Origin of the sequence: Microbacterium sp. CFBP 13617 (assembly GCF_014839445.1) — a bacterium.
Lineage (GTDB): Bacteria > Actinomycetota > Actinomycetes > Actinomycetales > Microbacteriaceae > Microbacterium.
This window is the reverse complement of record NZ_JACYNW010000001.1, coordinates 806693-832229: the sequence shown is the minus strand read 5'-3', so window position 1 is coordinate 832229 and position 25537 is coordinate 806693. Positions and strand designations below refer to the sequence as shown.

Here is a 25537-nt window from a genome sequence, read left to right as displayed (position 1 = left end):
CTTCTCGCGGGCTACTTCTTGCGCGCGGCGAGCGCGCTGAGGAGTTGCGGGACGACGGTGAACAGATCTCCGACGATACCGAAGTCGGCGATGGCGAAGATGGGCGCGTCGGGATCTTTGTCGATCGCCACGATCGTGCGCGCGGTCTGCATGCCCGCGCGGTGCTGGATCGCGCCCGAGATTCCCAGGGCGACGTACAGCCGCGGTGACACCGACACCCCCGTCTGCCCGACCTGCGCCGCCGCCGGCACGTATCCCGCGTCGACGGCCGCGCGCGAGGCGCCGACGGCCGCTCCGAGCGCGTCGGCGAGCTGCTCGATGAGAGCGAAGTCCTCGCGCGAGCCCACCCCGCGTCCGCCCGCGACGACGGCCGCGGCTCCGCGCAGTTCGGGGCGCGACGAGGGCGCGGCGGTCTCGGCGAAGCGCTCGATCCGGGCCGCCGGGGCACCGGATGCCGTCACCTCGAGCCGGTCGACGACGAGGGGCTGCGCGTCGAGGCGCCCGTCGATGGCGCCGGGGCGCAGCGTCGCGACGAGGGGGCCGAAGGTCGGAGCACCCTCGACGGTGAAGCCGCCGCCGAAGGCCGAGTGCCGTGCGACGACGCCGAGGTCGTCGCGGCCCAGCCCCACGATGTCGGCCGCGAGCGGGAGCCGCAGGCGCGCCGCCAGTCGCGCGACGGCATCGCGCGTCTCGACGGCGTTCGAGGCCAGCACGAGGTCGACGTCTTCGCGCGCCACCGCCGCCGCCAGCGCGTCGACGACCGGCACGGTGAGGGCGTCGGCGTCGGTGGCGGCGGTGAGCACGCGCACAGCCCCGAGCCCCGCCGCCTCGGCGGCAGCGCCCTCGAGCACCGCCTCGGGGGCGGCGATCAGGGCGACGGGATCCCCCACCGCGGCCGCCGCCGTCAGCAGTCCCGGCGCCGACGCGGCGAGCGCGCCCCCGGGAAGCACCTCCAGCGAAACCAGCGCCGCGCCCATCACGCCACGCCCTCGGCCACGAGGAACGCGGCGAGCTTCTCGCCCGCATCGCCCTCGTCGACGATTTTCGTGCCCGCCGCACGCGGCGGACGTTCGGCGACCGACAGCATGATGTACCGCGGTACGGCGGGGTTCTCGGCCTCGACGCCGAGCGCTCCGGCATCGAGGGTCTCGTAGGGCTTCTTCTTGGCCGCCATGATGCCCTTGAACGTGGTGAAACGCCCCTCGGGGAGCGCCTCGGTGATCGAGACGACCGCCGGCAACGCCGCCGACACCCGCATCGTCCCCGCGTCGCTCACGCGATCACCGGCCACCGCGGCCTCCGATACGTCGAGGCTCGACAGGGCGGTCAGCTGCGGCACCCCGAGCATCTCGGCGATCATCGCGGGAACGACCGCTCCGCCGCCGTCGGTCGACAGGTTGCCCGCGATGACGAGGTCGAACCCGGTGCGTCGGATCGCGGCGGCCAGCACCTCGGCGGTCAGCAGCAGGTCGGCGCCGCGCAGGGTGTCGTCGACCACGTGCACGGCCGACGTCGCCCCCATCGCGAGGGCCTTGCGCACGGTCGCGGTCGCCGAGGCGGGCGCCATCGTCAGCACCACCACCTCGGTCCCCTCGTGCGCGTCGGCGTAGGCGAGGGCGGCCTCGACGGCGCGTTCACCGATCTCGTCGAGCACCGGCGCCGACGCTCCCCGGTCGGTCAGACCGGTTTCGAGGTCGAGACGACGCTCTCCCCAGGTGTCGGGTACTTCCTTGATCGCGACCACGATCTTCATCGACGCGGCTCCTTCGGTCGGGGGACGGATGCCGCGGCCTCGCCGCGGTCGGAAAGTGGCGGCGGGGAATGCACGGCCCTCGCGTCCGTCGAGGGGACGAGAACCCGCCGCCCGGCGCACCGCCGCCCGGCGCGGGCCGCGCGCGAGGGGTACCGTGAAGCGCGAGGAGGACCGATGACGCGACGACTGCCCGCCGACCCGATCGCCGAGGCCAAGCGCCAGTGGCTGGCGCACGGGTGGGACGACGCCGCCGACGGCATGACGGTCGTGACCTCGGTGATCCGTGCGCACCAGTTGTTGATGGCATCCATCGACCGGGCGCTGAAGCCCTTCGACCTGTCGTTCTCGCGGTTCGAGCTGCTGCGGCTGCTCGCCTTCACCCGCGAGGGACGGATGCCGATGGCCAGCGCCATCGCGCGTCTGCAGGTGCATCCGACGAGCGTGACGAACACGGTCGAGCGACTCGCGCGCGACGGATACGTGACCCGCGAACCGCACCCGACCGACGGCCGGGCCGCGCTGCTGTCCCTCACCGAGGCCGGTCGGCGGCGCGTCGACGAGGCGACCGACGCGCTGAACGCGGTGTTCGCCGACCTCGGGCTCGACGATGACGACGCGACGGCGCTGGTGCGGATCATCGCGCGCTTCCGCAAGGGTGCCGGCGACTTCGCCGACCCTGCGCCCGTGCCCGACCCGCTCTGAATCTCGCCGAGGCCCCGTGCCGCGGTCGTCCCGCGCGGCAGCCGCACGCGGCGGACGCCCGCCGCGAGATCCCGCCGCGCCACGCCGTTCATCGGTGGGTGAACGACGGAGCCCGCTTCTCGCGGAACGCCGCCATCCCCTCTTTTTGGTCGGCGGTGTCGAAGAGGGCGGCGAACGCCCGTCCTTCGAAGCGCAGGCCCTCGGCGAGGGTCGACTCCATCGCCACGTCGAGGGCGGCCTTCGCCGCGTACAGGGCGGGCAGGGGCTTCTCGGCGATCGTCGTCGCGACCGCCTCGGCCTCGGTGAGCAGGTCGGCGGCCGGCACCACGCGCGACACCAGTCCCGCGCGTTCGGCCTCGGCGGCGTCGATCATGCGGCCCGTCAGCACGAGTTCGGCGGCCTTGTAGTAGCCGAGCGCCCGCACGAGCCGCTGCGTTCCGCCCATGCCCGGAATGACCCCCAACTGCACCTCGGGCTGACCGAACCTCGCGCGATCGGAGGCCAGGATCACGTCGCACATGAGCGCGAGCTCGCACCCGCCGCCCAGGGCGTACCCCGACACCGCGGCGATGACCGGGGTGCGGACGGCGGCGAACCGACTCCACGCTCCGAAGTGGTCGGTGAGCGTCATGTCGAGTCCCGACATCTGCTCCATCTCTTTGATGTCGGCACCCGCGGCGAAGGCCTTCTCGCTGCCGGTGACGACGATCGCGCCGATACCCGTGTCGGCGTCGAAGGTTTCGGCGGCGGCGACCACGTCGCGCATCGTCTGGGTGTTCAGGGCGTTGAGCGCCTCGGGACGGTCGAGCGTGATCCACCCCACGCGACCTCGCCGTTCGACCCGGATCGTCTCGTACCCGGCATCCTGCTCCGTCATGTCACTCCCGTCGTGTCGGCGCGGACGACCCCGCACCGGCATGCTCGCACGCTCCCCCGACATCGGGCGAGGCTCTGGCGTCAGGCGGCCAGAACGCTCCGACCGACGATCAGACGCATGATCTCGTTGGTGCCCTCGAGGATCTGGTGCACGCGCAAGTCGCGCACGACCTTCTCGATGCCGTACTCCTGCAGATAGCCGTAGCCGCCGTGCAGTTGCAGGGCTTCGTTCGCGACACGGAAGCCCGCGTCGGTCGCGAAGCGTTTCGCCATCGCGCAGCGGGTCGCGGCATCGGGGGTCTTCGCGTCGAGGGCCCGCGCCGCGTCGCGCACGAGCAGCCGCGCGGCCTCGAGCTCGGTGGCCATGTCGGCGACGGCGAACACCACCGACTGCTTCTCGGCGAGCGCCTCACCGAACGTGAAGCGCTCGTGCACGTACGCGACGGAGCGGTCGAGGGCCCAGCGGGCGCCACCGATCGAGCAGGTCGCGATGTTGAGTCGCCCGCCGTTCAGCGCGGTCATGGCGATCGAGAACCCCCGGCCCTCGCCCCCGAGCAGGTTCTCGGCCGGCACGCGCACCTCGTCGAGGATCACGGGACGGGTGGGCTGGGCGTTCCAGCCCATCTTCTTCTCGTTCGCGCCGAACGACAGGCCCTCGGCGTCGGCGGGCACGAGGAACGCGCTGATCCCGCGCGCCCCCGGCTCGCCCGTGCGAGCCATGACGACGTAGACCGAGGCCTCGCCGGCACCCGAGATGAACTGCTTCACACCCGTGAGCACGTAGGTGTCGCCGTGGCGGATGGCCGAGGTGGTGATCGCCGCGGCGTCGGATCCGGCGCCCGGCTCGGTGAGGCAGTACGCACCCAGGTCGTCCATGGCGACGAGGCCGGGGAGCCATCGCGCTCGCTGCGCCTCGTCGCCGTAGGCGTCGATCATCCACGCGACCATGTTGTGGATCGTGATGTAGGCCGTCACCGTGGGGTCGCCGTACGCCAGCTCCTCGAAGATCGCCACGGCGTCCGCCCGCGACAGCCCGGCGCCGCCCACGTCCTCGTTGACGTAGACGCCGCCGAGACCCAGCTCTCCCGCGCGACGCAGCACGTCGCGGGGGAAGTGCTTCTCGGCATCCCATTCGAGGGTGTGCGGGGCGAACTCGGTCGCGGCGAAGTCGCGGACGGCGTCGAGGATGGCGGTGCGCTCTTCTGCCGACAGCGCGCCCGCGGGTGCGGCGGCGAGCGCGGGAGCAGGGGTGGTGTCCATGCGGCTCTCCTTCGTGGAGCGACGGCGTCGTCGCTTTCCTCAGATTACCTGGACGTCCTTGTAATTGATAGGGGGGTCGACTTACCCTGCCAGGCCGCCGAACAGCGAGCCGACGAGGTACGTCGCCCCGAGCGCGAGCGCCCCGCCGACCACCATCCGCACCACCGCGCGCCCCCGGCGGGCCCCGCCGATCCAGGCGGCGACGTACCCGGTGACGGCCAGCGCGAGCAGGACCGCAGCGAACGTCGCCGCCACGCGCACCTCGACCGGGAGGAGCAGGATCGTCAGCAACGGCAGCAGCGCCCCGACCGTGAAGGCCACCGCCGAGGCGAACGCCGCCGTCCACGGGCTCACCACGTCGTCGGCGTCGATGTTCAGCTCGACCGAGAGGTGGGCCTTCAGGGCGTCGGATGCCGTGAGCTCGGTCGCCACCCGCGTCGCCGTCTCGGTCGACAGTCCCCGGGCTTCGTACAGTCCCACGAGCTCGGTGAACTCGGCATCCGGGGCCTCCGCCAGTTCGCGGCGCTCCTTCTCGATGAGCGCGTGCTCGCTGTCGCGCTGACTCGAGACCGAGACGTACTCGCCGAGCGCCATGGACACCGCCCCACCGACCAGCGCCGCCATGCCCGCCACGAGCACGGGGGCGACCTCGCTCGTCGCCCCGGCCACGCCCACGACGACGGCGGCGGTCGACACGATGCCGTCGTTGGCCCCGAGCACCCCGGCGCGTAGGCCGTTGAGTCGCTGCGCGAGGCCCTGACGGTGCGGTTCGTCGGGGTGGGCACCGGACGGCGTGGTCATGCGCTCAGGCTAGACCGGCTCGGCCGCAACGGGAGCGCCGCGTCGCCGTTCGCCCCGCGTTCACCCGCGGGACACCGCCCCCGGGCAGACTCGCCCCGTTCGCCGCCCCCGCGGCGTGCCCGTGCCGCCCCACCGCACGCCACCCCTGCCCCGAGGACACAGCCATGCCTTCGCCCTTCCTTCGCCGTACCGTCGCGCTGACCGCGACCGCGGCGGCCGTGTGCGCGCTCGCCCTGTCGAGCGTCACCGCGGCGTCCGCCGCCATCGTCGCCGATCCGGTGCGCGACTCCCCCGCCGACAGCGCGGTGAGCCTGCGCCCGATCGGCACCTATGAGACCGGGGTGTTCGACCAGTCGGCCGCCGAGATCGTGCACGCGTACAAGAACCGCCTGTTCGTCGTCAACGCCCAGGCCGGGGCCGTCGACGTGCTCGACAGCAGCACCCCGACCGCCCCCACCAAGCTGTACTCGATCACCGGGACCGGCGTCGCCAACTCGCTCTCCGTGCGCGCCGACGGACTCGGCGTGATCGCCCTCGAGAACGTCGACAAGACGGCCCCGGGTCGCCTGGTGTTCTTCGACGCCGACGCCGCCGAGCCCACCGTGCTCGGCGAGGTCACCGTCGGAGCCCTCCCCGACATGGTCACCCTCTCGGCCGACGGCACGGTCGCCGTCGTCGCCAACGAGGGCGAGCCCGCCGACGACTTCACGGTCGACCCCGAGGGGTCTGTCGGCATCGTCACCCTGCCCGCCGAGAAGGCGGCCCCGAGCCAGGATGCCGTGCGCGCGGCCGGGTTCGGAGCCTTCGAGCAGGGCGGGTCGATGACCCTCGACCCCGCCGTCCGCGTCTTCGGCCCCGACGTCGCCGCCCCCGACCAGGGCGACACCCCGCTCGACGCCAACCGCGTGAGCCGCAACCTCGAGCCCGAGTACGTCGCCCTCGCCGGCGGCACCGCCTACGTCGCCCTGCAAGAGGCCAACGCCGTCGCGACCGTCGACCTGGCGTCGGCCTCGGTCACCGGCATCCGCCCCCTCGGATTCAAGGACTACGGCGTCGAGACCCTCGACGCGAGCGACCGCGACCCCGAGGACGCGCCGACCTACACGCAGAAGACCTACCCCGGCCTGTTCGGCATGTACATGCCCGACGGCATCCAGGCCTACGAGGCGAACGGCGAGACCTTCCTCGTCACCGCCAACGAGGGCGACGGCCGCGAGTGGGGCGCGTACAACGACACCGCCCGGGTGAAGGACCTCGGCGACGACGGCCTCGCCCCCGTCTGCGCCGACAGCCCGCTCGCCGGCTCGCTCGACGACGCCGACCTGGGCCGCCTCAACGTCGCCACCGACATGGGGCTGAACGCCGACGGCACCTGCTACTCCGAGCTGTACACGTTCGGCGGCCGCGGCTTCTCGGTGTGGACCACCGAGGGCGCCCAGGTGTTCGACTCGGGCTCCGACTTCGAGCGGATCACGCACGACGCCAACCCGGAGTTCTTCAACTCGAACCACTCCGAGTCGAACCTCGAGGGCCGCAGCGACGACAAGGGCCCCGAGCCCGAGAACCTCGCCATCGGGCAGGTCGACGGACGCACCTACGCCTTCATCGGCCTCGAGCGCGTGGGCGGCGTGATGACCTACGACATCACCGACCCCACCGCCGCGAGCTACGCCGGATACGTCAACAACCGCGACTTCTCGGTGTCGGTCGAAGACCAGCTGACCGGAGACGAGACCGCCGACCGCGCGCTGCTCTCGAACGCCGGCGACCTCGGCCCCGAGGGCATCGACTTCATCCCCGCCGACGCCTCGCCCACCGGTCGTCCCCTCGTCGCCGTCGGTAACGAGGTGTCGGGGACGACGACGCTGTTCGCGGTCGAGAACCCGAACGTGAAGAACATCGACATCCTCACGATCAACGACTTCCACGGTCGTCTGGAGGCAGGGTCCCAGGGCGAGGCCGGCGCCGCGGTCATCGCCGGAGCGGTGAAGGCCGCCGAGGCCGCCAACCCGAACACCGTGTTCGTCTCGGCCGGTGACAACATCGGAGCCTCGACGTTCACCTCGCTCATCCAGGACGACTCCCCCACGATCGACACCCTCGTCGCCTCCGGCCTCGACGTCTCTGCCGTCGGCAACCACGAGTTCGACCGCGGCTTCGCCGACCTGACCGACCGGGTGCTGCCCGAGTACGGCGGCGGCGAGTTCGGGCTCGGCGCGAACGTCTACAAGAAGGGTACGAAAGAGCCCGTGCTCGACGAGTACGCGATCAAGGTCGTCGACGGCGTGCGCGTGGCCTTCATCGGCACCGTCACCCCCGACACCGCCACCATGGTCGACCCGGCCGGCGTCGCCGACCTGGAGTTCGGCGACCAGCTCGAGGCCGCCGACCGCGTCGCCGACGAGATCACGGCCGCGGGCTCCGCCGACGTCATCGTGCTGCTCACCCACTCGGGCGCCGCGGTGTCGGACGACTGCGCCGCCATCGCGGCCGACCAGGCCGGCTTCGGCAACCTGGCCGTGAACGCCTCGCCCGAGATCGACGCGATCGTCTCGGCGCACACGCACCAGACGTACGCCTGCGACCTGCCCGTGGCCGGAACCGACCGCACGCGTCCGGTGATCCAGGCGTCGGAGTACGGCAAGGCGATGGGTCAGCTCTCGCTGAGCTGGGACACGCGCACCGGCTCGCTGGCATCCGTCACCGGCACGACCTTCCCCCTCGAGGGCGCGTTCGCCCCGGATGCCGCGATCGAGGCGCGCGTGGCCGAGTACGTCGCGCAGGCCGACGTCATCGGCGCGAAGCCCGTCGGCGAGATCAGCGGCGACATCCTGCGCGGCGGTACCCCGTCGGGCAGCGACCGCGGCGTGGAGTCGTCGATGGGCAACTCCGTCGCCGACGTGTACCTCTGGGCGACGTCGCAGAACCCCGCCTTCGCCGGCACGAAGGCGCAGATCGCCCTGATGAACCCGGGCGGCCTCCGCGCCGACCTGCTCAAGGGCGACGACGGCGTGGTCACCTACAAGGAAGCGGCACTGGTTCAGCCCTTCGCCAACACTCTCGTGACGGTGACGCTGACGGGTGCGCAGATCCGCGACATCCTCAACGAGCAGTGGAAGGCCGAGGGCGACCGCCCCAAGTTGCACCTGGGCGTGTCCGACGGCTTCACCTACGAGTACACGCAGGATGCCGCGAACCCCCGCGTGGGCTCGGTCGTCTCGATGGCGTACGAAGGCACGGCGATCGCCGACGGTGACACGTTCACCGTGGTGACGAACTCGTTCCTCGCGAACGGCGGCGACGGCTTCCCGACCTTCGCGGCCGGCACCGACCGCACCGACACCGGTCAGATCGACCTCGACGCGACGCTCGCGTACTTCGCCGCGACGCCGCTGGTCGACCCCGCGCCGCTCGGTCGCGCGATGGTCGCCTCGGGCGAGAACCCGAGCGAGCCCACGCCGGGTCAGCCCGTTCAGCCGGGTCAGCCCGTTCAGCCGGGTCAGCCCGTTCAGCCGGGTCAGCCCGCCGCGCCCGCTCCGGGCAAGCCGGGTGCGGAGCGCCCCGGTGGCGGCCTCGCGAACACCGGTGTCGAGGCCCCCTGGGGTATCGCCCTCGCGGGCGGGTTCCTCGTGGTGGCCGGCGGTCTCGCCTTCGCCCTGCGCCGACGCCGCACCGTCTGACGCCGCGCACCTGGCACGGGAACGGCCCTCACCCTCGCGGGTGGGGGCCGTTTCCCGTGGAGTGAGGGTCAGGAACCGTCGTCGGTCGGGCTCGAGGAGGTGCTGCGCGCCGACCTCGAAAGCTTCGATGAGCACCGGGGACGTCTGCCTTCACGCGACGGCTATCACCCGGGGTGCACGCGCACCGTCGCGGTCGATGGGGCGGATGCCCGCGCGGTCACTGTCCGGCCCCCACTCCCCTGGGCTCGCTCGAGGTTCTCGAACTCTGCGAAGGGTGCCATGGCTGACCTCCTCCGAGAGATTCACGGGCGAGCGCGGGGGCCCGCGACTGACGATGCCGAGGTCCGTCGGTCGTCCGCGGTGAGGAGGTGCGCGAGCTGCGCGAGTTGGGTGGGGTCCTCGAGGGCGGAGCCCACGGCGACGACCCGCACGCCCGCGTCGAGGAACCGCGCCGCGTTGGAGGCGTCGAGGCCCCCGGTCGCGACGAATCGCACCTGCGGGAACGGACCGCGGATGTGACGAAACCAGTCGGCGCCGAGCCAGGTCGCAGGAAAGGCCTTGAGCCACGTGAGGCCCAGCGCGACGCCGCGCTGCACGTCACTGGGCGACGCGACTCCGGGAAGGGGCGGGATGCCGCTCGCCTGCGCCGCGCGGACGATCTCGGGATCGAGTCCCGGCGAGACGAGGTAGCTCGCCCCCGCGGCCCGCGCGACGGCTATCTGATCGACCGAGATGATCGTGCCCGCACCGACGAACTTGCCGCGCTGCTCGCCGAGCCGAGCGACTTCGCGCAGCGCCCGCTCGTCCTCGGCGCTCTGCAGTGGAATCTCGACGGAGTCGATGCCGAGGTCCCACGCCGTGGCCGCGAGCGCGACGGAGCGCTCGATGCCCATGCCGCGCAGGATCGCCATGACGGGTGCATTCCCGAACAGCGGCGCGAAGTCCTGGTCGCTCGTCATGAGGGGTACCTTTCATCGACGAAATCGCTCGTGGTCTGCAGGGTCAGTGCGGCGCGGGCGTGACCGCGCCGCAACCGTTCGGCGAGGGGTGCGCCGTCGAGCAGGGCTCCGAGGTAGCCGCCGGCGAACGCGTCGCCCGCCCCGACCACCTCCACGACCTCGACGGGCCGTGCGGGTTCGAAGACGGTGTCGTCTGCCGTGAAAACGGTCGCCCCCACGTCGCCGTCCTTGACGACGAGCTCGGCGACCTCGGGGAGCAGGGCGCGGACGGACGTGGCATCCGTCGTCCCCCACAGCGTCTCGGCTTCGTCGCGGCCGACGAACACGACGTCCGCACGACGCGCGAGTGCTAGAAGCGCCGGGGCCGCCGCCGTGGCATCCCACAGCGGCGCGCGGTGGTTGACGTCGAAGCTCACCCCCACGCCGGCGTCCTGCGCGGCGCCGATCACGGCATCCAGGAACGCCGCGGCCGACCCCGAGATCGCGGCGGTGATGCCCGAGACGTGCAGAATCGAGACGCCGCCGAAGTCGACTCCGGCGGCATCATCAGCCGAGAGGCGTGTCGCCGCCGACCCCGCGCGGTAGTAACGGACTCCGCGCCCCGGATCTTTGACGTACACCCCGGTGGGATGCTGGCCGTCCAGCACGACGCTCGACACGTCGATTCCCCGGGCGGCGAGCTGCCGCACGATGCGGTGCCCGAGCGGGTCGTCGCCGAGGCGGCTGAACCACCGCGCCGAGTGTCCGAACGAGGCGACGTGGGCGGCGACGTTGGACTCGGCGCCCCCGGCGTCGACCTGGAAGACGATGGCATCCGTCAGTCGTTCCGCCACCGCGGGCGCCACCATCGCCATCGTCTCGCCGATCGCGAGCAGGACTCTTCGGGGTGTCGTCATCGCCGGGTCATCGCAGATCGGTGACCAGCGCGGCGTCCATGTCGTCGAACGCCTGGTTCTCGCCCGCCATCGCCCACACGAACGAATACGCCGCGGTCCCGACACCCGAGTGCAGCGACCAACTCGGCGAGATGACCGCTTGACGGTCGGCGACGACGAGGTGGCGCGTCTCTTCACGCTCGCCGAGAAGGTGAATGACGCGCGCGTCCTCGGCCACGTCGAAGTAGAGATAGCACTCGGTACGACGGTCGTGCGTGTGCGCCGGCATCGTGTTCCACATCGAGCCGGGATGCAGCTGCGTGACCCCCATGACGATCTGGCACGACTTCACGCCGTTCTCGTGGATGTACTGGTTCAGCGTCCGGCGGTTGGAGGTGAGCTGGTCACCGAGCTCGCGGACCGTCCCCTCGCCCGGCGCGACGAGGGCCGAAGGGTACGACGTGTGCGCGGGCGCCGAGAACAGATAGAACTGTCCGTCACCGTCGAAAACGATCGACCGGGTGCCGCGACCGAGATACAGGCACGCACCCTTGACGATCGTGTACACCTGGGCGTCGGCCGTCACGGTGCCCGTGCCACCGATGTTGACGATCCCGAGTTCACGGTGCTCGAGGAAGAAGTCGCTGCGGATCTCGGGATAGCCCGTCAGCTCGAGCGGCGATCCCGCGGGCACGACGCCCCCGAGCACGATCCGGTCGTGGTGCGTATAGACGAGACGGATCTCACCCGGCACGAAGACCTCAGGCACGAGGTAGCGGTCACGGAGATCGGCTGTCGTGGCGCCGGGGATCTGTTCGGGGTTGGTCGCGTATCGCTGTTCCATGGCTGCTCCTTGTCGTGGTGGGGTCTGTGTCAGTCGGCAGAGCGCAGCACTCGAAGCAGGCGCGCGATCTCGGTGGTGATGGTGTCGCGACCCTTGCCGACGTAGCGTCGCGGGTCGACGAGGGACGGCGCGTCCGCGATCACGCCGCGGAGACTGTCGGTGAAGAGCGAATTGAGATGAGTCGAGATGTTCACCTTCGTCATGCCGCTCGCGACCGCGAGTCTCAGCTGGTCGTCGCTGAGTCCCGAGGATCCGTGGAGCACCAACGGGGCGGAGACCGACTCGGCGATCCGCCCGACGAGGGGCGCGTCGATCGATGCGTTCCTCGTCGTCATCGCGTGCGACGTTCCCACCGCGACGGCGAGCCAGTCCACCCCCGTGGCTTCGAGGTAGCGTCGGGCGTCCGCCGGGTCGGTGCGAGCGCCCGGCGCGTGTACGCCATCCTTTCCGCCGACTTCGCCGAGTTCTGCTTCGATGAGCACGCCCCGTTCATGGCACCTCCGTGCGATGTCACGAGTCGAGGTGACGTTCTCGGCATACGGAAGCCGAGAGGCGTCGAACATGACGCTGTGCATGCCGAGCTGGATGGCCTCGTCGACGAGAGCGGGATCGTCGGCGTGATCGAGATGGACGAGGGACGGCACGCTCAGGGACTCGGCGATGCTGAGTGTGGCCAGAGCAAGGGGGGCGAGGGAGCCGTGGTAGGCGACGCAGTTCTGACTGATCTGAAAGACGACGGGGAGGTCCGCCTGTTCCGCCGCCTCGGCGATGGCCTCGGCGTGCTCGAGCAGGACGACGTTGAAGGCCCCGATCCCCGACACTTCTGCTTTGGCGTCGCGGACGATGTCAATCCTCGTGCGTGTGGTCACGGTGTGCTCCGATTTCTCGTGGAAGAGAGGGGGGGTCGGTCCGACGGCCGGTGGGTGCCCGCTCGGCGAGCGCCGCCAGCGCATCGGGGTCGATTTCACCGGCGAGGTCGCTGAGGACGGCGGCGGCACCGCAGGCGACCGAGGACAGCAGGGCGGAGCGCGGATCCTGGTCCACTGCGAGCGCCGCGACCAAACCCGCCGTCGCGGCGTCACCGGCACCGGTGGGATTGCCGGATATCCCGGGGATCGCCGGCTGAAGGTAGGTGGTGCCGTCCGGCAACCTCAGCGCCACACCGTCGGCGCCCCGGGTCACGACGAGGACCACACCGCGCTGCGCGAAGATCTCGACGGCGCCGTCGAGAAGGTCCGCACCCGTCGCCTCGCAGATCTCGCTTTCGTTCGCCTTGACGACGTCGGCGCCGACTTCTGCCGCGGCCACGAGCAACGGACCGCTCGTATCGACGAGCACTCGTGCCCCGCCGGCATGGGCTGCGTCGATGAGGAGAGCGAGATGTGCGGTTACGGATTGCGGAGGGAACGAACCTGCGATGACGACCCATCCGCCGGGCACAGCGTTGTCGCGGACTGCGGCAGCGAGACTCGTCCACTCGCTCTCCGCCAAGGGCGTCCCCGGCTCCGCGTACAGCGTCGGATGCACGATGCCGTCGACGACCGCCACGGTGGTTCGGGTGGACCCGCTCACCGGGCACGCCAGGAACGGCATCCCCGAGCGCGTCAGCTCGTCGCGAAAGAAAGCTCCTTGACCGCCGAGCGGAAGGATCGCGGCCGCGTCGCAGCCGAGGGCACGAAGCACGCGAGCCACGTTGAGGCCTTTTCCCCCGGCCGTCCGGCGCACGCCGTGGACACGGATCGTCTCTCCGATCGCCTGCTGCTCGACGGTATACGTGACGTCGATCGCGGGGTTGGGTGTGACCGTCAGGAATCGAGCCATCGTCCGTCTTTCATCGTCGAGATCGCCCCGTTCGCCGAGGCGACCAGGTTCGCGGGTGCACCCCTGTCCAGCCGCGGCGCGGGAAGTCCGAGGAGCTTCGCCGGGAGCGTGGCGGCGGCGTGGACGAGGAGGTCCCAAGCCATGCCGCGAGCGGACTGACGACGGACGATCTCCCCGAGAGTCCGCACGCTTCCGGCCAGGGAGGTGCCGTCGGCCAACCGGGCGGTTCCGTCCTCGACGACCACTGGTGACCCGGCGATGCCGTACGTGCCGTCGCCCAACCCGGTGGCTGACATCCCGTCGGAGATCAGGACGATTCGACCGGCAGCGGCGCTGAAGGTGGCATCCACGACGCGGTCATCGAGATGTGTGCCATCCGCGATCAGTTCGACGGCGACGTCGGTGCGTCCCAGTGCGACGCCCACGACACCCGGGTTCCGGTGGTGCAGTGAGGGCATGCCGTTGTACAGGTGGGTGATGACCGACGCGCCGGCGTCGATCGCCCGCTCGGTCGTCTCCGCGTCCGCGTCGGTGTGCCCGATCGCCACGACGACGCCATGGGCGGCGAGCAGATGGATGGCCTCCAGAGCGCCCGGCAGCTCCGGTGCGAGCGTGACCATTCGAATGCTGCCCTCGGCGGCGTCGAGGAAGAGGCCGACCTCGCGGACAGTCGGGGAGCGCAGGAGTTCGGCTGCATGAGCGCCACGTCGCGTCCGCGACAGCCACGGTCCCTCCAGGTGCAGCCCTGACAGTGCTCCCGACGCGACGAAGGGCCGCAGCTCGCGGATGCGCTCGAGCATCGCCCCTGTGACGCCGGTCGCCAGCGACGCGATGATGGTCGTCGATCCGGTGGAGTGATGGTGGTCGATAGCCGGCTGCGGGTCGACACCGACGTCGGAGAAGTCGACGCCCGATGCCCCGTGCACGTGCATATCGACGAATCCCGGGACGAGCGTGTCCACATGCCGCGTCTCCGCTATGGACGTGAGCTTCGAGGATGGTCGGCCATCGCCGCGCCCGACGATCGCCGCACCCTCGATGAGGAGCCAGCCCTCCCCGGCCTCTCCGTCCGCATCGACGATCCGCTCGGCGCTGAGCAGGGTGTGTTGGTGGTCCTGCGTCATCGGTCGCTCCACGCGAGTGCCGCGGCACCCATGGCCGCCGCCCTGTCGCCGAGCGCCGCTGCGCGCAACGCGGGCCGACGGAGACCACCCAGCTGGCCGTCCAGTCGTGCGGCCAGCGGCGCGAGCAAGGTTGCGCCAGCGAGCGACAGTCCTCCGCCGATCACGATCGTCTTCGGTGCGAGCACGGCGGTGAGTGCGGTGAGAGCCTCGGTGAGCACATCGATGGTTTCGTCCCACGCCCGGCAGGCCCGCGGATCGCCCGAGTCGACTCGGGCTGCAACCGTCTTGGCATCCGGCGCGCCCGCACGACGTGCGATGCCGGCTGCGGAGGCGACGGCCTCGAGGGGATCTCCCGCGTACGGACCGGTCCGGATCGGCATCTGCCCGATCTCGCCGGCCCACCCCTCGCCGACGATCGGTCGGCCGTCGACCAACAACGCGGCGGCGATTCCCGTGCCGATCGGCACGAACGCGATGATGCCGCCGGCGTCAGCGGCAGCCCCCCACATCGCTTCCGCGAGCCCACCGGCGCGAACGTCGTGCCCGAAGGCGACAGGTCGCCGGAGGCGGTGCTCCAGCATGGCCGCGATCGGCAGATCCGACCAGCCGAGGTTCACCGACTGCACGGCGATCCCGCGGGACTCGTCGACGATCCCCGGCACGACGACTCCGACGGGCTCGCCGCCGTCGCGCGTGAGGTCGGCAACAACCTGCGCGACTGTCGCGACGACCCCCTCACCATCGGGGTCGGGCGACGGCGTCGGCCGACGCACTTCGGACTCCACGCACCCCGCACGGTCGATCAGGACACCCTTGACAGTTGTCCCCCCGACGTCGACGCCGACCGTGCGGGGGCTCACGTGAGGATCACCGAGCGCGTCAGCGAGCGGGGACGATCCGGATCGAGACCGCGCCGCTTCGCGAGCGCGACCGCCAGTCGCTGCGCCACGATGAGTCGTGCCAGCGGGTCGAGGTCGTGATCGACGTAGGTGGCGCCCGCCGCCGCCACCTCGTCGGCGAGTCCTTCCGGGCTTCCACCCAGATTCCATACGAGCCGGCCCGGCTGCGCGATCGAGATGGGACCGTGCCGATAGTCCATGGCGGGGTACGACTCCGCCCAGAACTGGGCTGCTTCGCGCGTCTTGAGGGCGGCTTCGTAGGCGAGACCGATCGCCCAGCCCGTGCCGACGAACGTGGCCTGATCGATGTCGAGGAGCGGATCGATCTCGATTCGCAACGCGTCGCGGGCGTTGTCGATCGCGGTCGTCAGATCTTCGCCGGACCCGGCACGAAGCAGCGCAAGCACGCTTGTCGCGAACCGCGTCTGCACGACCGACTGCTCGTCGGCGAACGGCAGTTCGATCGTGTGGTCGGCCGCGGCGGCGGCCGGCGAGTCGGACACACCGGTGATCAGCAGCGTGCGTCCCGTGACGCGCGAAAGCAGCTCGACGACCTCCGTTGTCGTCCCGGATCGCGAAATCGCCACGACCAGGTCGTACCGGCGATTCGATGGGAACTCGCTCGCAGCGAACGCATCCGACTCGCCCAGCCCCGCGCTTTCGCGGTGAGCCGCCGCCGACATCGAGATGAACCAACTGGTGCCGCAGCCGACGAATGCAACCCGCTCCCCCACGGCGGGCAGCATGTCCACTGAATCACGTGCGAGCCGGGCCGCTGCCAGCCAGGTCTCGGGCTGGGACGCGATCTCCGCGTCGACGAATGTCTCTTCCATAACTTCTCCGTGTCGTTGTCGTTCATTCACGTCGGTCATCTGGGCTTCCGCGTTCGAGGCCTGTCAGCGAACGAGCCAGCCGCCATCGACGGGCACGATGGCTCCCGTTACGTAGGCTGCGGCGTCGGATGCGAGGAAGACGAAGGCGCCCTGCAGGTCGGCGGCATCGCCCCACCGACCCATCGGGATGCGGGCGACGATGGAGGCCTCGCGCACGGCATCGGCCCGGATCGCGGCTGTGTTGTCGGTCGCCATGTAGCCGGGCGCGATCGCGTTGACGGTGACGCCCGACGAGGCCCACTCGTTCGCGAGGGCTTTCGTGAGCCCCGCCACCGCATGCTTCGACGCCGTGTAGGCCGGGACGAGGATGCCCCCCTGGAACGACAGCATCGACGCGACGTTGATGATGCGCCCGCGACCCTGCGCGAGCATGTGCCCCCCGGCGGCCTGCGACAGGTGGAAGACGGCGTCGAGGTTGATGGACAGCACGTCGCGCCAATTCTCGACCGCGTACTCGGCGGCGGGCGCCCGGCGAATCGTGCCGGCGTTGTTGACGAGGATGTCGAGGTGTCCGTACTCGACGACAACCTCGTCGATCACCGACGCCAGGTCTTCCGCAGACGCGCCGATCAGATCTCGTCGGATGCTGTGCGCCCGGCGGCCTCGGGCCTCGATCTGCGCAATCGTCTCGGCGGGCTCGCCGCGGTCGAGGAGGGCGATGTCGGCACCCGCCTCAGCGAGGGCGATCGCGGCGGCCTTTCCGAGACCGCGGCTCGACCCCGTGACGAGAGCGACACGGCCGTCCAGACGGAAGGAATCCAGGATGCCGGTCACCAGTAGGTCTTCCAGCCAGGTCGCGCGATGCGCGCAAGCGCTTCGAGGTAGAAGTAGTCGCCCCAGAGGTTTCCCTCGTCGACCCCCACCCCGTGCGGGAGGCTGTAGACGCCGTGCAAAAGGAGGGCGTCCGAGTCCTCGGGGCGCGCAGGAGCGCAGTGTGCGGTCAGCGCGGCGACCATGTCCCGTGCCGCACGCTCCGCGCGCTCCGCCCTGATCGGATCGGGGTCGATCTCGGCGAGTTCGAGCAGTCCGCACGCCGTGATCGCGCCCGCGGAGCTGTCGAGCGGCTCGTCGTCACCGTCACCGAAGTCGAGGTCCCAGTACGGCACGAGGTTCGCGGGGAGGTGGGCGAGGAAGTAGTCCGCGCAGCGCCAGGCCGCCTCGAGATCCCGTTCGTCTCCCGTCGTTCGGTAGTTCAGCGCGAAGCCGTAGACACCCCACGCCTGACCTCGCGACCAGCTGGAGCCATCGTTCGCACCCTGCGCCGTCGAGCCCCGCAGGGGCTCACCCGTTTCGGGGTTCCAAAAGAACGTGTGGAACGTCGAGTCGTTTTCGCGGATGATGTGCTCGCGCAACTGGGCAGTGTGGCGTCGGACGGCGTCGGAGTATCGAGCGTCACCGGTCTGCTCGGCCGCCCACGTGAGCAACGGCATGTTCATCAGGCTGTCGATGATCGTGCGCCCTTGCTGATCCGGGTCCTCGAGATCTCCCCAGGCCTGGATGATTCCGGCCGGCTCGAGGAATCGGCGCATGAGCACGTCCGCCGCGAGGAGCCCCGCATCCCGGGCGTCCTCACTCCCGAGCAGGCGCCACTCGGCGACCGACGAGAGGCTGTAGAGGAACCCGATGTCGTGCATATCGAGGTCCTCACCGCTCTGCGCGCGGCGGGCGAAGTCCACGGTGTAGATGTGCGCGGAGTCGCGAAACAGCTCGTCCCCGCTGAGCTCCCACGCGAGCCACTGCATGCCCGACCAGAAGCTCGTCGTCCAGCCCTGATTTCCCCCCTTGGGGATGCCGTCTCTCGCGGGACGGAGCGGGTACCGGCCCGCGACTGTGGTGTCGTCAGGAAAAACTCCGGGGAAGGAAGCGACGTTCCGCCGGATGGTGAGCAAGGCTGCGGCAAGCGCCGCCTCGGTCGCGGGTGACGTGAATGTGGGCGAAGCGGAAGTCATCAATGAGGTCCTTTGGAAGCAGAACGGGTCACTGACCCGCAACTCCCACGTTCCTCGTCCTGAGGATCTAATGCACGGATGTGCACACGTTCGCACACCTCAAGGATGAAAGTTAAACGGTCTCCCGCCGTCTAGTCGAGTCCCGCACGACGAGTGCCGGCAGCAGTTGTACTCGTGCCTGTGCAGGCAGGCGACCGACTCCATCACGCTGATTGATGAGTCCTACGCACGTGCGCACGGCGACCGCGCCCACGTCGAACTTGGGTGGGGATACGGCGGTGAGCGGGACGGTCGCAAGCGAAGCGATCTCGTCGTCGTAGGCGACGATGGCCAGCTCCTCGGGAACCTTGATGCCCCGGTCCATCGCCCTGTCGAGGAGGGCGATGGCGACGGCGTCGGGGAGGACGAGTACGCCGTCGACCTCTGCCTTGACGAGCTCGTCGAAGATCTCTTCGCAGGATGCGCGCTGCTCCGGAGTGCCGACCGACCCTGTGAGATCGAACTCGAGGAGAGGTGAGTCGGGAAGCAGATCGGCCATCGTGCGACGGTATCCCTCGTGCAGGGGGTCCGCGGTGGTGCCGCGTGTCGGCGAGACGATGGCTATGCGCTTCCGACCGGATTCGACGAGATGTCGGATGGCGAGCATCGATCCATAGGCGTGGTCGCTGCGTACGCCCCCTAACGGCACCTCAGCGGGTTTGTCGGCGAGTGAACGCTCCATGATCACGACGGGGATGCCGGCGTCTGCGAGCAGGCGGTAACTCTCCTCGGCTCCGGAGGCGGTCTCTCCAGGCGGCCCGCTCGGAGTGACGACGAGCCCGTCGATGCCGATGTGGATCAGGCGTGCGATCTGGTGCCGTTCGATGTCCTGCTGGTATTCGGTCACTCCCAGTACCAGCCGAACGTTCTGTTCTGCTGCTGCGGCCTTCGCACCGTTGATGAATCCGGGGAAGTAGTAGTTGGCGGAGGGAACGATGAAGCCGATGGTCAGCATCGGGGTGCGGCCGCGTGCGGCAGACGGAGGCGGGCGTCGCACGGCGCCGCCATGGACGCGGGTCAGGAGACCGTCGCGTTCGAGATCGAACAGGTCGCGGCGGATGGTCATGCCCGAGACTCCGGTGCGCGAGGCGAAGTCCGAGACCGTGACGCCCCCTCGAAGCTCTACTTCACGGAGGATTGCCTGTTGTCTTTCGGAGGGCAACATACACCCATTGTCGACTAATGCTCAGATCTGCACAAGAAGACGCACATGAGAACAGAGTTGGACGAATGTCGAGTGCGAATCCATGCCGCCCACCCCGTGCGCGACAGCCGACATCGTCCGGGGTCCGATCCGCGGCAGGTGTTGCGCGATCGACCGTCGCGGTGCTCGCGGACCCGGCGTCGGCCAGGCCCGCGAGCACCGGATGGGGTTCTCGGTGGGTCACCCGCTCCCGGGGCTCGTGGTGACGGGGACGTCCGCGGCGGCACGATCGGGGGCACCCGTGACCGACCGGGCGAACAGGGCGTAGGCGTCGCCCGCGATCGCGACCTTCGGGGAGAAGGTGGTTTCCACGCCGCCGCCCGTCAGCGTGAAGGGGGTGAACGACTCGAGGGTCAGCACCGTGTCACCCGCGTGCTCCTTCACGCCGAGGACCTTCATCGAGAAGCCGGAGCCGTCGCCGAATGCCGTGAGGATTCGCTCGCCGATCAAGGCAGCCGGATCGGCAAAGGTGCCGTCGACGGTGATCGTGTTCTCGCGGTCGACCTCCGGGTCGAGCCCGAGATTGGTCGAGGATGTCGTCGCAGCGATGATCTTGACGCGCTCCGTGTCGGCTCCGATCAGGGCGTAGTCGTCGGCTATGACTTTCCCCGTGCCATACACGTACGACGAGAGAAGTTCACCGGTCTGCGCATCCGTCCGCGCCAGCGCGATGCTGCCTGCGAAAGTGATGCCGTCGACGATCCGCTCGGTCGTGTCGTCGCTGACGTAGACGATGTCGGTGTATTCGCCCGAGTGCACTCGCGCGATGGTGGTCATCGGGTCACCGTCACTCGGTGCGAGCCAGTCGACTTCATTCACGAGACCTGATTGCCCACTGGCGGTCGCTTCGTACACGGCGCCGTACTGCGTGACCTGACCAGGCGCGTCGAGGATCGTTCGGCGCGTCAACTGCGGCGCGGTGAGTCGCGTTTCGTCGGATTTGGTTGTGATGACCCGGGTGCGCGGTAGCTGCGACATGAACAGGTCTGACCCGGGCACGCCGTTCATGAACGTGTGCACGGCTGAGCCGGACTCGGCACCCGTCCAGGTGAAGTCGAACCCGTTGGTTCCGCTTCCTACCATCGGGTCGAGGAACCAATTGCGGTGCTGGGGGTACCCCTGCGTGCTGTTGATACTGGTGAGGTACGCGGCCAGGTTCGGCTGGCCGGTTCCGGTCATGGTGACGCCATTGGTCTGCACCGTCATGGCCTCGAGTTCGGCGCCACGCTGATAGATCTCGTGCGCCTGCCCGCCCTTCAGCCTTGCAAGGTCGAACGTGTAATTGCGGTTGCCGCCGAGGTTCACCAGCATCTCGAGCCGGCGGTTGACGTCCGCGCCTTTGCCCGCGACGCCGAGCACGGAGGTCTCGACGACCTGCACCTGCTTGTCGTTGGCGCTGCCGTCGTCATAGGCGAGCACCGCGGGGCGCACCCACTGCTCTCCCGGTGTCTGGTTCACACCGTCCGCACGCCACACCCAGGGGGTGTTGCCCCACACGGGGCTCATCGACGGGTAGCGCAGGTTGGTGCCGCTGCCGTCCGGGTAGGTGGTGCCACGGACGTAGCCACTGTACGGAAGCAACTCCACACCGCCACCCCACAGGTCGATCCGGTTGGCGTTGAAGTGGTGGTGACCGGAGCCCCAGCGGTTGGTCTTCGGCGCGTAGATGCCGATGTGGGTGGCGTCAGCGGTGTCACCTTGGTGCAGGCCGTAGTAGCCCGTGTCGGCCAACTCGATGTTCTTGAGGCCCTTCTGGACGATGGGCAGCGGCGTCGGGCTGCCGGACTTGCCGTCGGCGTCGTTGACGGGAATCGTCGTGCCGTCAGGGTAGATCAACTGCTCGGACGCGAAGTCCGCCGACGCGGTCAGCAACGGCCATCGTGGGGTGAGGTCGGTGCGGTCGAGGGCGAGACCCAGACGAGTGTCCGTGAAGCCGGCGGGATCGCTGTACGCCTTGATCACGTCGACCGTCGTGGTCACGTTGCCTCGTACTTGATCACTGTACGCAGCTGTCTCTTCGTGCCAGAAGCCGTCGGCGAAGTAGTTGTCCGGGCTCAGAAGCCGGTCGTAGACGTCGACGACACGGCGCATCAGCAGCGGGTCGTCGAGGAGGGATGCCGCGACGGCCGCAGGGCGGGCACTGTACGGATCGCGGTTGTCCATCCGCGGACGAGACAGCACGGCGTCGGTCGCAACGTACGCCGACCCGCGAACGAGGACCTCTTGGACGAGGGTCTTCAGCTCGTCTGCCGCGATCGTCGGTTCGAGCAGGCCCCACACGTCGGCGTCGAACATCGACCCGAAAGCCCAGGTGATGTCGGGCTGTGCCGCAGAGGCGGTCGCGTCGCCGTAATTCTTCAGGTTCACGATCCGCGGGTAGTCGAGGGCATAACTGTGCATGATGAGGAGGGAACGCTTGGCATAGGCCGTGTCACCCGTAACTTCGTAGAGTCGCGCGAACAGGCGCGCGTACACTCCGAACTTCGACGCCGTGTTGAGAACCGTGATCCCGGCGGAATCGGCCCGCACGGCCTTCACGAACGCGTCTTCGTTCATATCCATATACGTCTGCACCAGCGGATACGCGGCAACGATCTGCTCGACGTTCCATTCCGACTGCGCTCTCACCCCCGAGAACAGCGCTGCGTTCAAGTGCGAACGGCCGATCGAGCGCGCCGATCCGACGTGAACCGGTTCCGTGACCGTGAGCTCAAAAGTGGTGCTCACCCCGGAGCGGGTCTCCGTCGCCGTTATCGTCGCGGTGCCGGCGCTGCGCGCGAGAATCGCCTGGCCGAACGGCCATGCGACGGCGTTGTCCGATGAGGTGAAGGTGTAGCCCGAAGCGACGGCTTCGACCGGAACAGCCGTCGCCACCGGGTAGTACACCGTGCCTTTCTCCTTCGCCGCGTCCGCAATCGCCAGCGACTGCACAGACGGTGTGATCGTTCCTGCCCGGACGGAAGCGAGATACGTTCTGGTCGGCGTCTTCGCAGCGTTCGCGGACTGAACGATCTTGTTCTGGAGCACACCGACGTACGTGCCGAGGTCAAGGTCCCTGATGAGGGGCGAACCATTGAGCCACACGCTGTATCGGTGGTTCGGCGAGTCGAGGTCGATGGAAATGTCGTACCACTCGTTTGCCGCGTACGAGCGGAGGACGGTGCCGTTCCAGTCCTTGATCTTGCCCGCCGCGTCGAATGTCAACAGCGTCGGCCAGGAGCCGGTTCCGCTTGCTGGTGTCATGCTGCGCACTTCGAACAGGCTGCGCGTGGAGTCTGTGCTGGAAAACTTCACGCGCGCTTCGATCCCTGTACGCAGGGTGCGATTGATTCCGCCGCGGAAGGCGTTCACCGCTGTTGTGGTCGCCTCGAGCATGAGCGCCTTGCTGTCGCCGTCGACGACGGTGCCAGCGTTGTTCGCGCCGGCTGTGATGGCGATGCTTCCGAAGAATTTCGTGTCGACGGCGATCTTGTTGTCGACGGGCTGGAGATCGCGTGCGGTGAAGTCGTGATTCACCCAGTCACCGGTGACCACACCTGGCACGGAAAGGTTGGCCGCAGCAGCGGGCAGGACAGTGGAGCCACCCACCAAGATGGCGGTGATGGCGAAGACGACAGCCGCTTTCATGCTCTTCATCGAGCATCCCTTCGAAGTAGTGCTCCCGCCCGGCGGGAGAGGCGTGTTCATCTGGAGAACTCCTCGACCGTCCGAGAAGTCCTGCGGAAGTTATCACCGCCTCGGGTGCGCTGTTCCCGAATTGCGCACAAGTGAACACTCTCCGCCCGAGGAACACGAGGGGCGCTGAGCAGTTCTGAGCAATTGGGATCGCCATGCCCCTCCCGCGTGCTAGACAGACGACACCTGCATCACGGAGACCCGCATCGATGCCGAGGACACCAGCGAACGAAGGAGAACAAGCTCTTGCCTCCGCAATTGAAGGTCACCGGCGGCGAAGAGCTGCATGGCGACATCCCCCGGATCGGACAAACGATCGCTGACATCGAACGTCGACGCGCGTGGGAATCGTGGCGGTTCGGAGCATTTGTTCACTGGGGCCCCTCCGCCGTGCTCGGGGGGTGGCGCGACGGCGAGCCCGTCCCCGGTTTGGCCGAGTGGATCCAGTCGACCGCACGTATCCCGCGCGAGGAGTATCGGGCCCTCGCCGCGCAGTTCGACCCGATCGGATTCGACGCCGACGAGTGGGTGAGGCTCATCGTCGGTGCAGGTGCGCGATATCTGGTGTTCACCGCGAAGCATCACGACGGATTCTCGATGTACCACTCCACGGTGAGCGACTTCAACATCGTCGATGCAACTCGGTTCGGGCGCGACCCTCTCGCAGAACTCGCCGCCGCGTGCCGTCGTCACGGGATCGCTCTCGGCTTCTACTACTCGCACATGATCGACTGGGCCGAGCCGGATGCGGTCGGCCCGCGCGGCAACGATTGGGACTTCGACCCTGCCGAAGGCGTCTTCGAGCGCTACTGGCGCGGGAAAGCAATTCCACAGCTCACCGAGTTGCTCACCGGGTACGGAGACATCGCATCGGTGTGGTTCGACATGCCCGCCGGCATCGACCCCGGGCACGCCGCAGAGGCATCGGCTCTCGTGCGCCGCCTCCAGCCGGATGCCGTCATCAACAGTCGTCTCGGCGGTGGCAGCACTCCCGACTACCTGTCGATGGACGACAACTACTTCAACGCGATCCTTCCGATGAGCGCGTGGGAGACCGCCGCGACAACCAACGACTCCTGGGGCTATGCGTCCGGCGAGAGAGTCTGGAAGACATCCGCGAGCCTGTGCGAGACGATTGCGTTCGCGGTTTCGCGTGGTGGCAATCTTCTCCTCAATCTCGGCCCGGACGGCGAGGGGCGAATTCCTCCCGAAGCCGGCGCGCAGTTCCTCGACATCGGTCGATGGATGCGGCGTGACGAGAGTGCAATACGAGAAGCCGGCAGGTCACCGTTCCCCACGGGATTCGACTGGGGATACATCACGTCGCACGGCACGACGCTCTACGCCCACGTGACCCATCCCTCGCGCGACGCGATCGCACTGCCCGGACTGAGGACAGCCATCGTCGCAGCGCATCACGTGCAATCCGTCGGCAGGTCAGAACTCGTTCGGATCTCGCCGAGCCCGGATGACGCGGAGCACAACGCCCCGATCATCGCTGGCCTCCTCGATCCGATCGACGAGCTCCCCCGCGTCGTCCGCATCGAGCTCGCTGGGCTCCCGCAGGTCGATCCTGTTCCCGTCCAGGCGTCCCAGGACTCCCTCCGCCTCGACCTGTGGGCGGCCGACGATGCACCCGACGACATCGCGTGGAGCTTCGACCTGACGACCACCGGCGACTATCGGATCGTCCTGCTCAGCAAGGAGACCTCGGGCCATGCTTCTCCCCGATGGGACGGCGAAGGCCTCACCGGACGGCTCGAATGGGTGGGCCCCGATGGCATCCAGCTCGCACACGAGTTCACGGTGCATGACGACGGCCGGGAACAGAGCCCTGTTCTGTTCTTCTGGCAGATCGTCCGGAGCGTACTCCGCACGGTGACTGTCGCCGCCCCCGGTCGCCACATGCTGCGCATTCGGGGACTCAAGATCGCCGACTCGAAGTGGACCGTCGATTCGCTGAACCTCGTGGCGGTGAGGCTCGAACCCCGATCGTGAGGGGTTCCGCCCGAGATACGACAGCCCCGCGCCGGCGGCGTGAACGCTGTCGGCGACGACGGCCGCGGCACCCGCGGCCTCGGCCGCCCGCCGAGGTGGATGCGCAGGACTCACGCGTCCGCTGCGCTCGGGTCGCACAGCGCCCCTCCGGCGATGAGCAACGCCGGAGGGGCGTGGCAGACCAC

Annotated in this window: 20 protein-coding genes; 3 read left to right on the top strand and 17 right to left on the bottom strand. The window is 69.2% G+C overall.

From position 1 onward, the window contains the following. Positions 1-11: 11 nt before the first annotated feature. Complete coding sequence (locus tag IFU40_RS03710) at positions 12-977, bottom strand: electron transfer flavoprotein subunit alpha/FixB family protein (RefSeq protein WP_191925417.1); 966 nt, start codon at positions 975-977, stop codon at positions 12-14. Next, complete coding sequence (locus tag IFU40_RS03705; RefSeq protein ID WP_191925416.1) at positions 977-1753, bottom strand: electron transfer flavoprotein subunit beta/FixA family protein; 777 nt, start codon at positions 1751-1753, stop codon at positions 977-979. Before IFU40_RS03705 ends, IFU40_RS03710 begins: the two co-directional genes overlap by 1 nt. Before the next feature lie 174 nt (positions 1754-1927). On the opposite strand from IFU40_RS03705, the gene IFU40_RS03700 reads away from it, so the two are divergent. Beyond that, positions 1928-2455, top strand: a complete 528-nt coding sequence (locus IFU40_RS03700; RefSeq protein WP_055832825.1) for a MarR family winged helix-turn-helix transcriptional regulator — start codon at positions 1928-1930, stop codon at positions 2453-2455. Positions 2456-2543: 88 nt separating this feature from the next. Here IFU40_RS03700 and IFU40_RS03695 read toward each other — a convergent pair whose 3' ends face one another. The 3 genes from IFU40_RS03695 to IFU40_RS03685 form a co-directional block, all read right to left on the bottom strand. Continuing rightward, on the bottom strand, positions 2544-3332 hold the full coding sequence (locus IFU40_RS03695; RefSeq protein ID WP_191925415.1) for an enoyl-CoA hydratase-related protein: 789 nt from the start codon (positions 3330-3332) through the stop codon (positions 2544-2546). Positions 3333-3412: 80 nt separating this feature from the next. Next, positions 3413-4591 (bottom strand): acyl-CoA dehydrogenase family protein, encoded by a 1179-nt coding sequence (locus IFU40_RS03690; protein WP_191925414.1) that lies wholly within the window; start codon positions 4589-4591, stop codon positions 3413-3415. A gap of 81 nt (positions 4592-4672) precedes the next feature. Then, positions 4673-5392: a VIT1/CCC1 transporter family protein gene (locus tag IFU40_RS03685; RefSeq protein ID WP_191925413.1), complete on the bottom strand. Its 720-nt coding sequence runs from the start codon at positions 5390-5392 to the stop codon at positions 4673-4675. A 164-nt stretch (positions 5393-5556) separates the two neighbouring features. Here IFU40_RS03685 and IFU40_RS03680 point away from each other — a divergent pair, with 164 nt between their 5' ends. Beyond that, positions 5557-9072, top strand: a complete 3516-nt coding sequence (locus tag IFU40_RS03680) for a choice-of-anchor I family protein (RefSeq protein ID WP_191925412.1) — start codon at positions 5557-5559, stop codon at positions 9070-9072. Between the two features lie 302 nt (positions 9073-9374). On the opposite strand, the gene IFU40_RS03675 is transcribed toward IFU40_RS03680, so the two are convergent. The 12 genes from IFU40_RS03675 to IFU40_RS03620 all read right to left on the bottom strand — a co-directional run bounded on the left by IFU40_RS03675 (position 9375) and on the right by IFU40_RS03620 (position 23315). After that, positions 9375-10031, bottom strand: coding sequence for a bifunctional 4-hydroxy-2-oxoglutarate aldolase/2-dehydro-3-deoxy-phosphogluconate aldolase (locus IFU40_RS03675; protein ID WP_191925411.1), 657 nt, complete (start codon positions 10029-10031; stop codon positions 9375-9377). Beyond that, complete coding sequence (locus IFU40_RS03670) at positions 10028-10927, bottom strand: sugar kinase (RefSeq protein ID WP_191925410.1); 900 nt, start codon at positions 10925-10927, stop codon at positions 10028-10030. Before IFU40_RS03670 ends, IFU40_RS03675 begins: the two co-directional genes overlap by 4 nt. A gap of 7 nt (positions 10928-10934) precedes the next feature. Then, entirely contained in the window at positions 10935-11750 is an 816-nt protein-coding gene (gene kduI / locus IFU40_RS03665; protein WP_191925409.1) for a 5-dehydro-4-deoxy-D-glucuronate isomerase, read from the bottom strand. A gap of 29 nt (positions 11751-11779) precedes the next feature. After that, positions 11780-12619: a class II fructose-bisphosphate aldolase gene (locus IFU40_RS03660; protein ID WP_342343467.1), complete on the bottom strand. Its 840-nt coding sequence runs from the start codon at positions 12617-12619 to the stop codon at positions 11780-11782. Then, complete coding sequence (locus IFU40_RS03655) at positions 12597-13571, bottom strand: 1-phosphofructokinase family hexose kinase (protein ID WP_191925407.1); 975 nt, start codon at positions 13569-13571, stop codon at positions 12597-12599. Before IFU40_RS03655 ends, IFU40_RS03660 begins: the two co-directional genes overlap by 23 nt. After that, positions 13556-14533, bottom strand: coding sequence for an amidohydrolase family protein (locus IFU40_RS03650; RefSeq protein WP_206754865.1), 978 nt, complete (start codon positions 14531-14533; stop codon positions 13556-13558). Before IFU40_RS03650 ends, IFU40_RS03655 begins: the two co-directional genes overlap by 16 nt. 158 nt (positions 14534-14691) lie before the next feature. Continuing rightward, positions 14692-15555 (bottom strand): ROK family protein, encoded by an 864-nt coding sequence (locus tag IFU40_RS03645; RefSeq protein ID WP_191925405.1) that lies wholly within the window; start codon positions 15553-15555, stop codon positions 14692-14694. Beyond that, on the bottom strand, positions 15552-16427 hold the full coding sequence (locus IFU40_RS03640) for an SIS domain-containing protein (protein ID WP_191925404.1): 876 nt from the start codon (positions 16425-16427) through the stop codon (positions 15552-15554). The genes IFU40_RS03645 and IFU40_RS03640 overlap by 4 nt, the downstream gene beginning before the upstream one ends. Positions 16428-16490: 63 nt before the next feature. Next, entirely contained in the window at positions 16491-17261 is a 771-nt protein-coding gene (kduD, locus tag IFU40_RS03635; RefSeq protein ID WP_342343466.1) for a 2-dehydro-3-deoxy-D-gluconate 5-dehydrogenase KduD, read from the bottom strand. After that, entirely contained in the window at positions 17258-18436 is a 1179-nt protein-coding gene (locus tag IFU40_RS03630) for a glycoside hydrolase family 88 protein (protein ID WP_191925403.1), read from the bottom strand. Before IFU40_RS03630 ends, kduD begins: the two co-directional genes overlap by 4 nt. 112 nt (positions 18437-18548) lie before the next feature. Then, positions 18549-19640 carry a LacI family DNA-binding transcriptional regulator gene (locus tag IFU40_RS03625; RefSeq protein ID WP_191925402.1) on the bottom strand — a complete coding sequence of 364 codons (1092 nt, stop codon included), beginning with the start codon at positions 19638-19640 and terminating at the stop codon, positions 18549-18551. Between the two features lie 219 nt (positions 19641-19859). Further along, entirely contained in the window at positions 19860-23315 is a 3456-nt protein-coding gene (locus IFU40_RS03620) for a hypothetical protein (RefSeq protein WP_191925401.1), read from the bottom strand. Positions 23316-23612: 297 nt separating this feature from the next. Between IFU40_RS03620 and IFU40_RS03615 the strand changes: the two genes are divergently transcribed. Beyond that, positions 23613-25352: an alpha-L-fucosidase gene (locus tag IFU40_RS03615; RefSeq protein ID WP_191925400.1), complete on the top strand. Its 1740-nt coding sequence runs from the start codon at positions 23613-23615 to the stop codon at positions 25350-25352. Positions 25353-25537 lie beyond the last annotated feature (185 nt).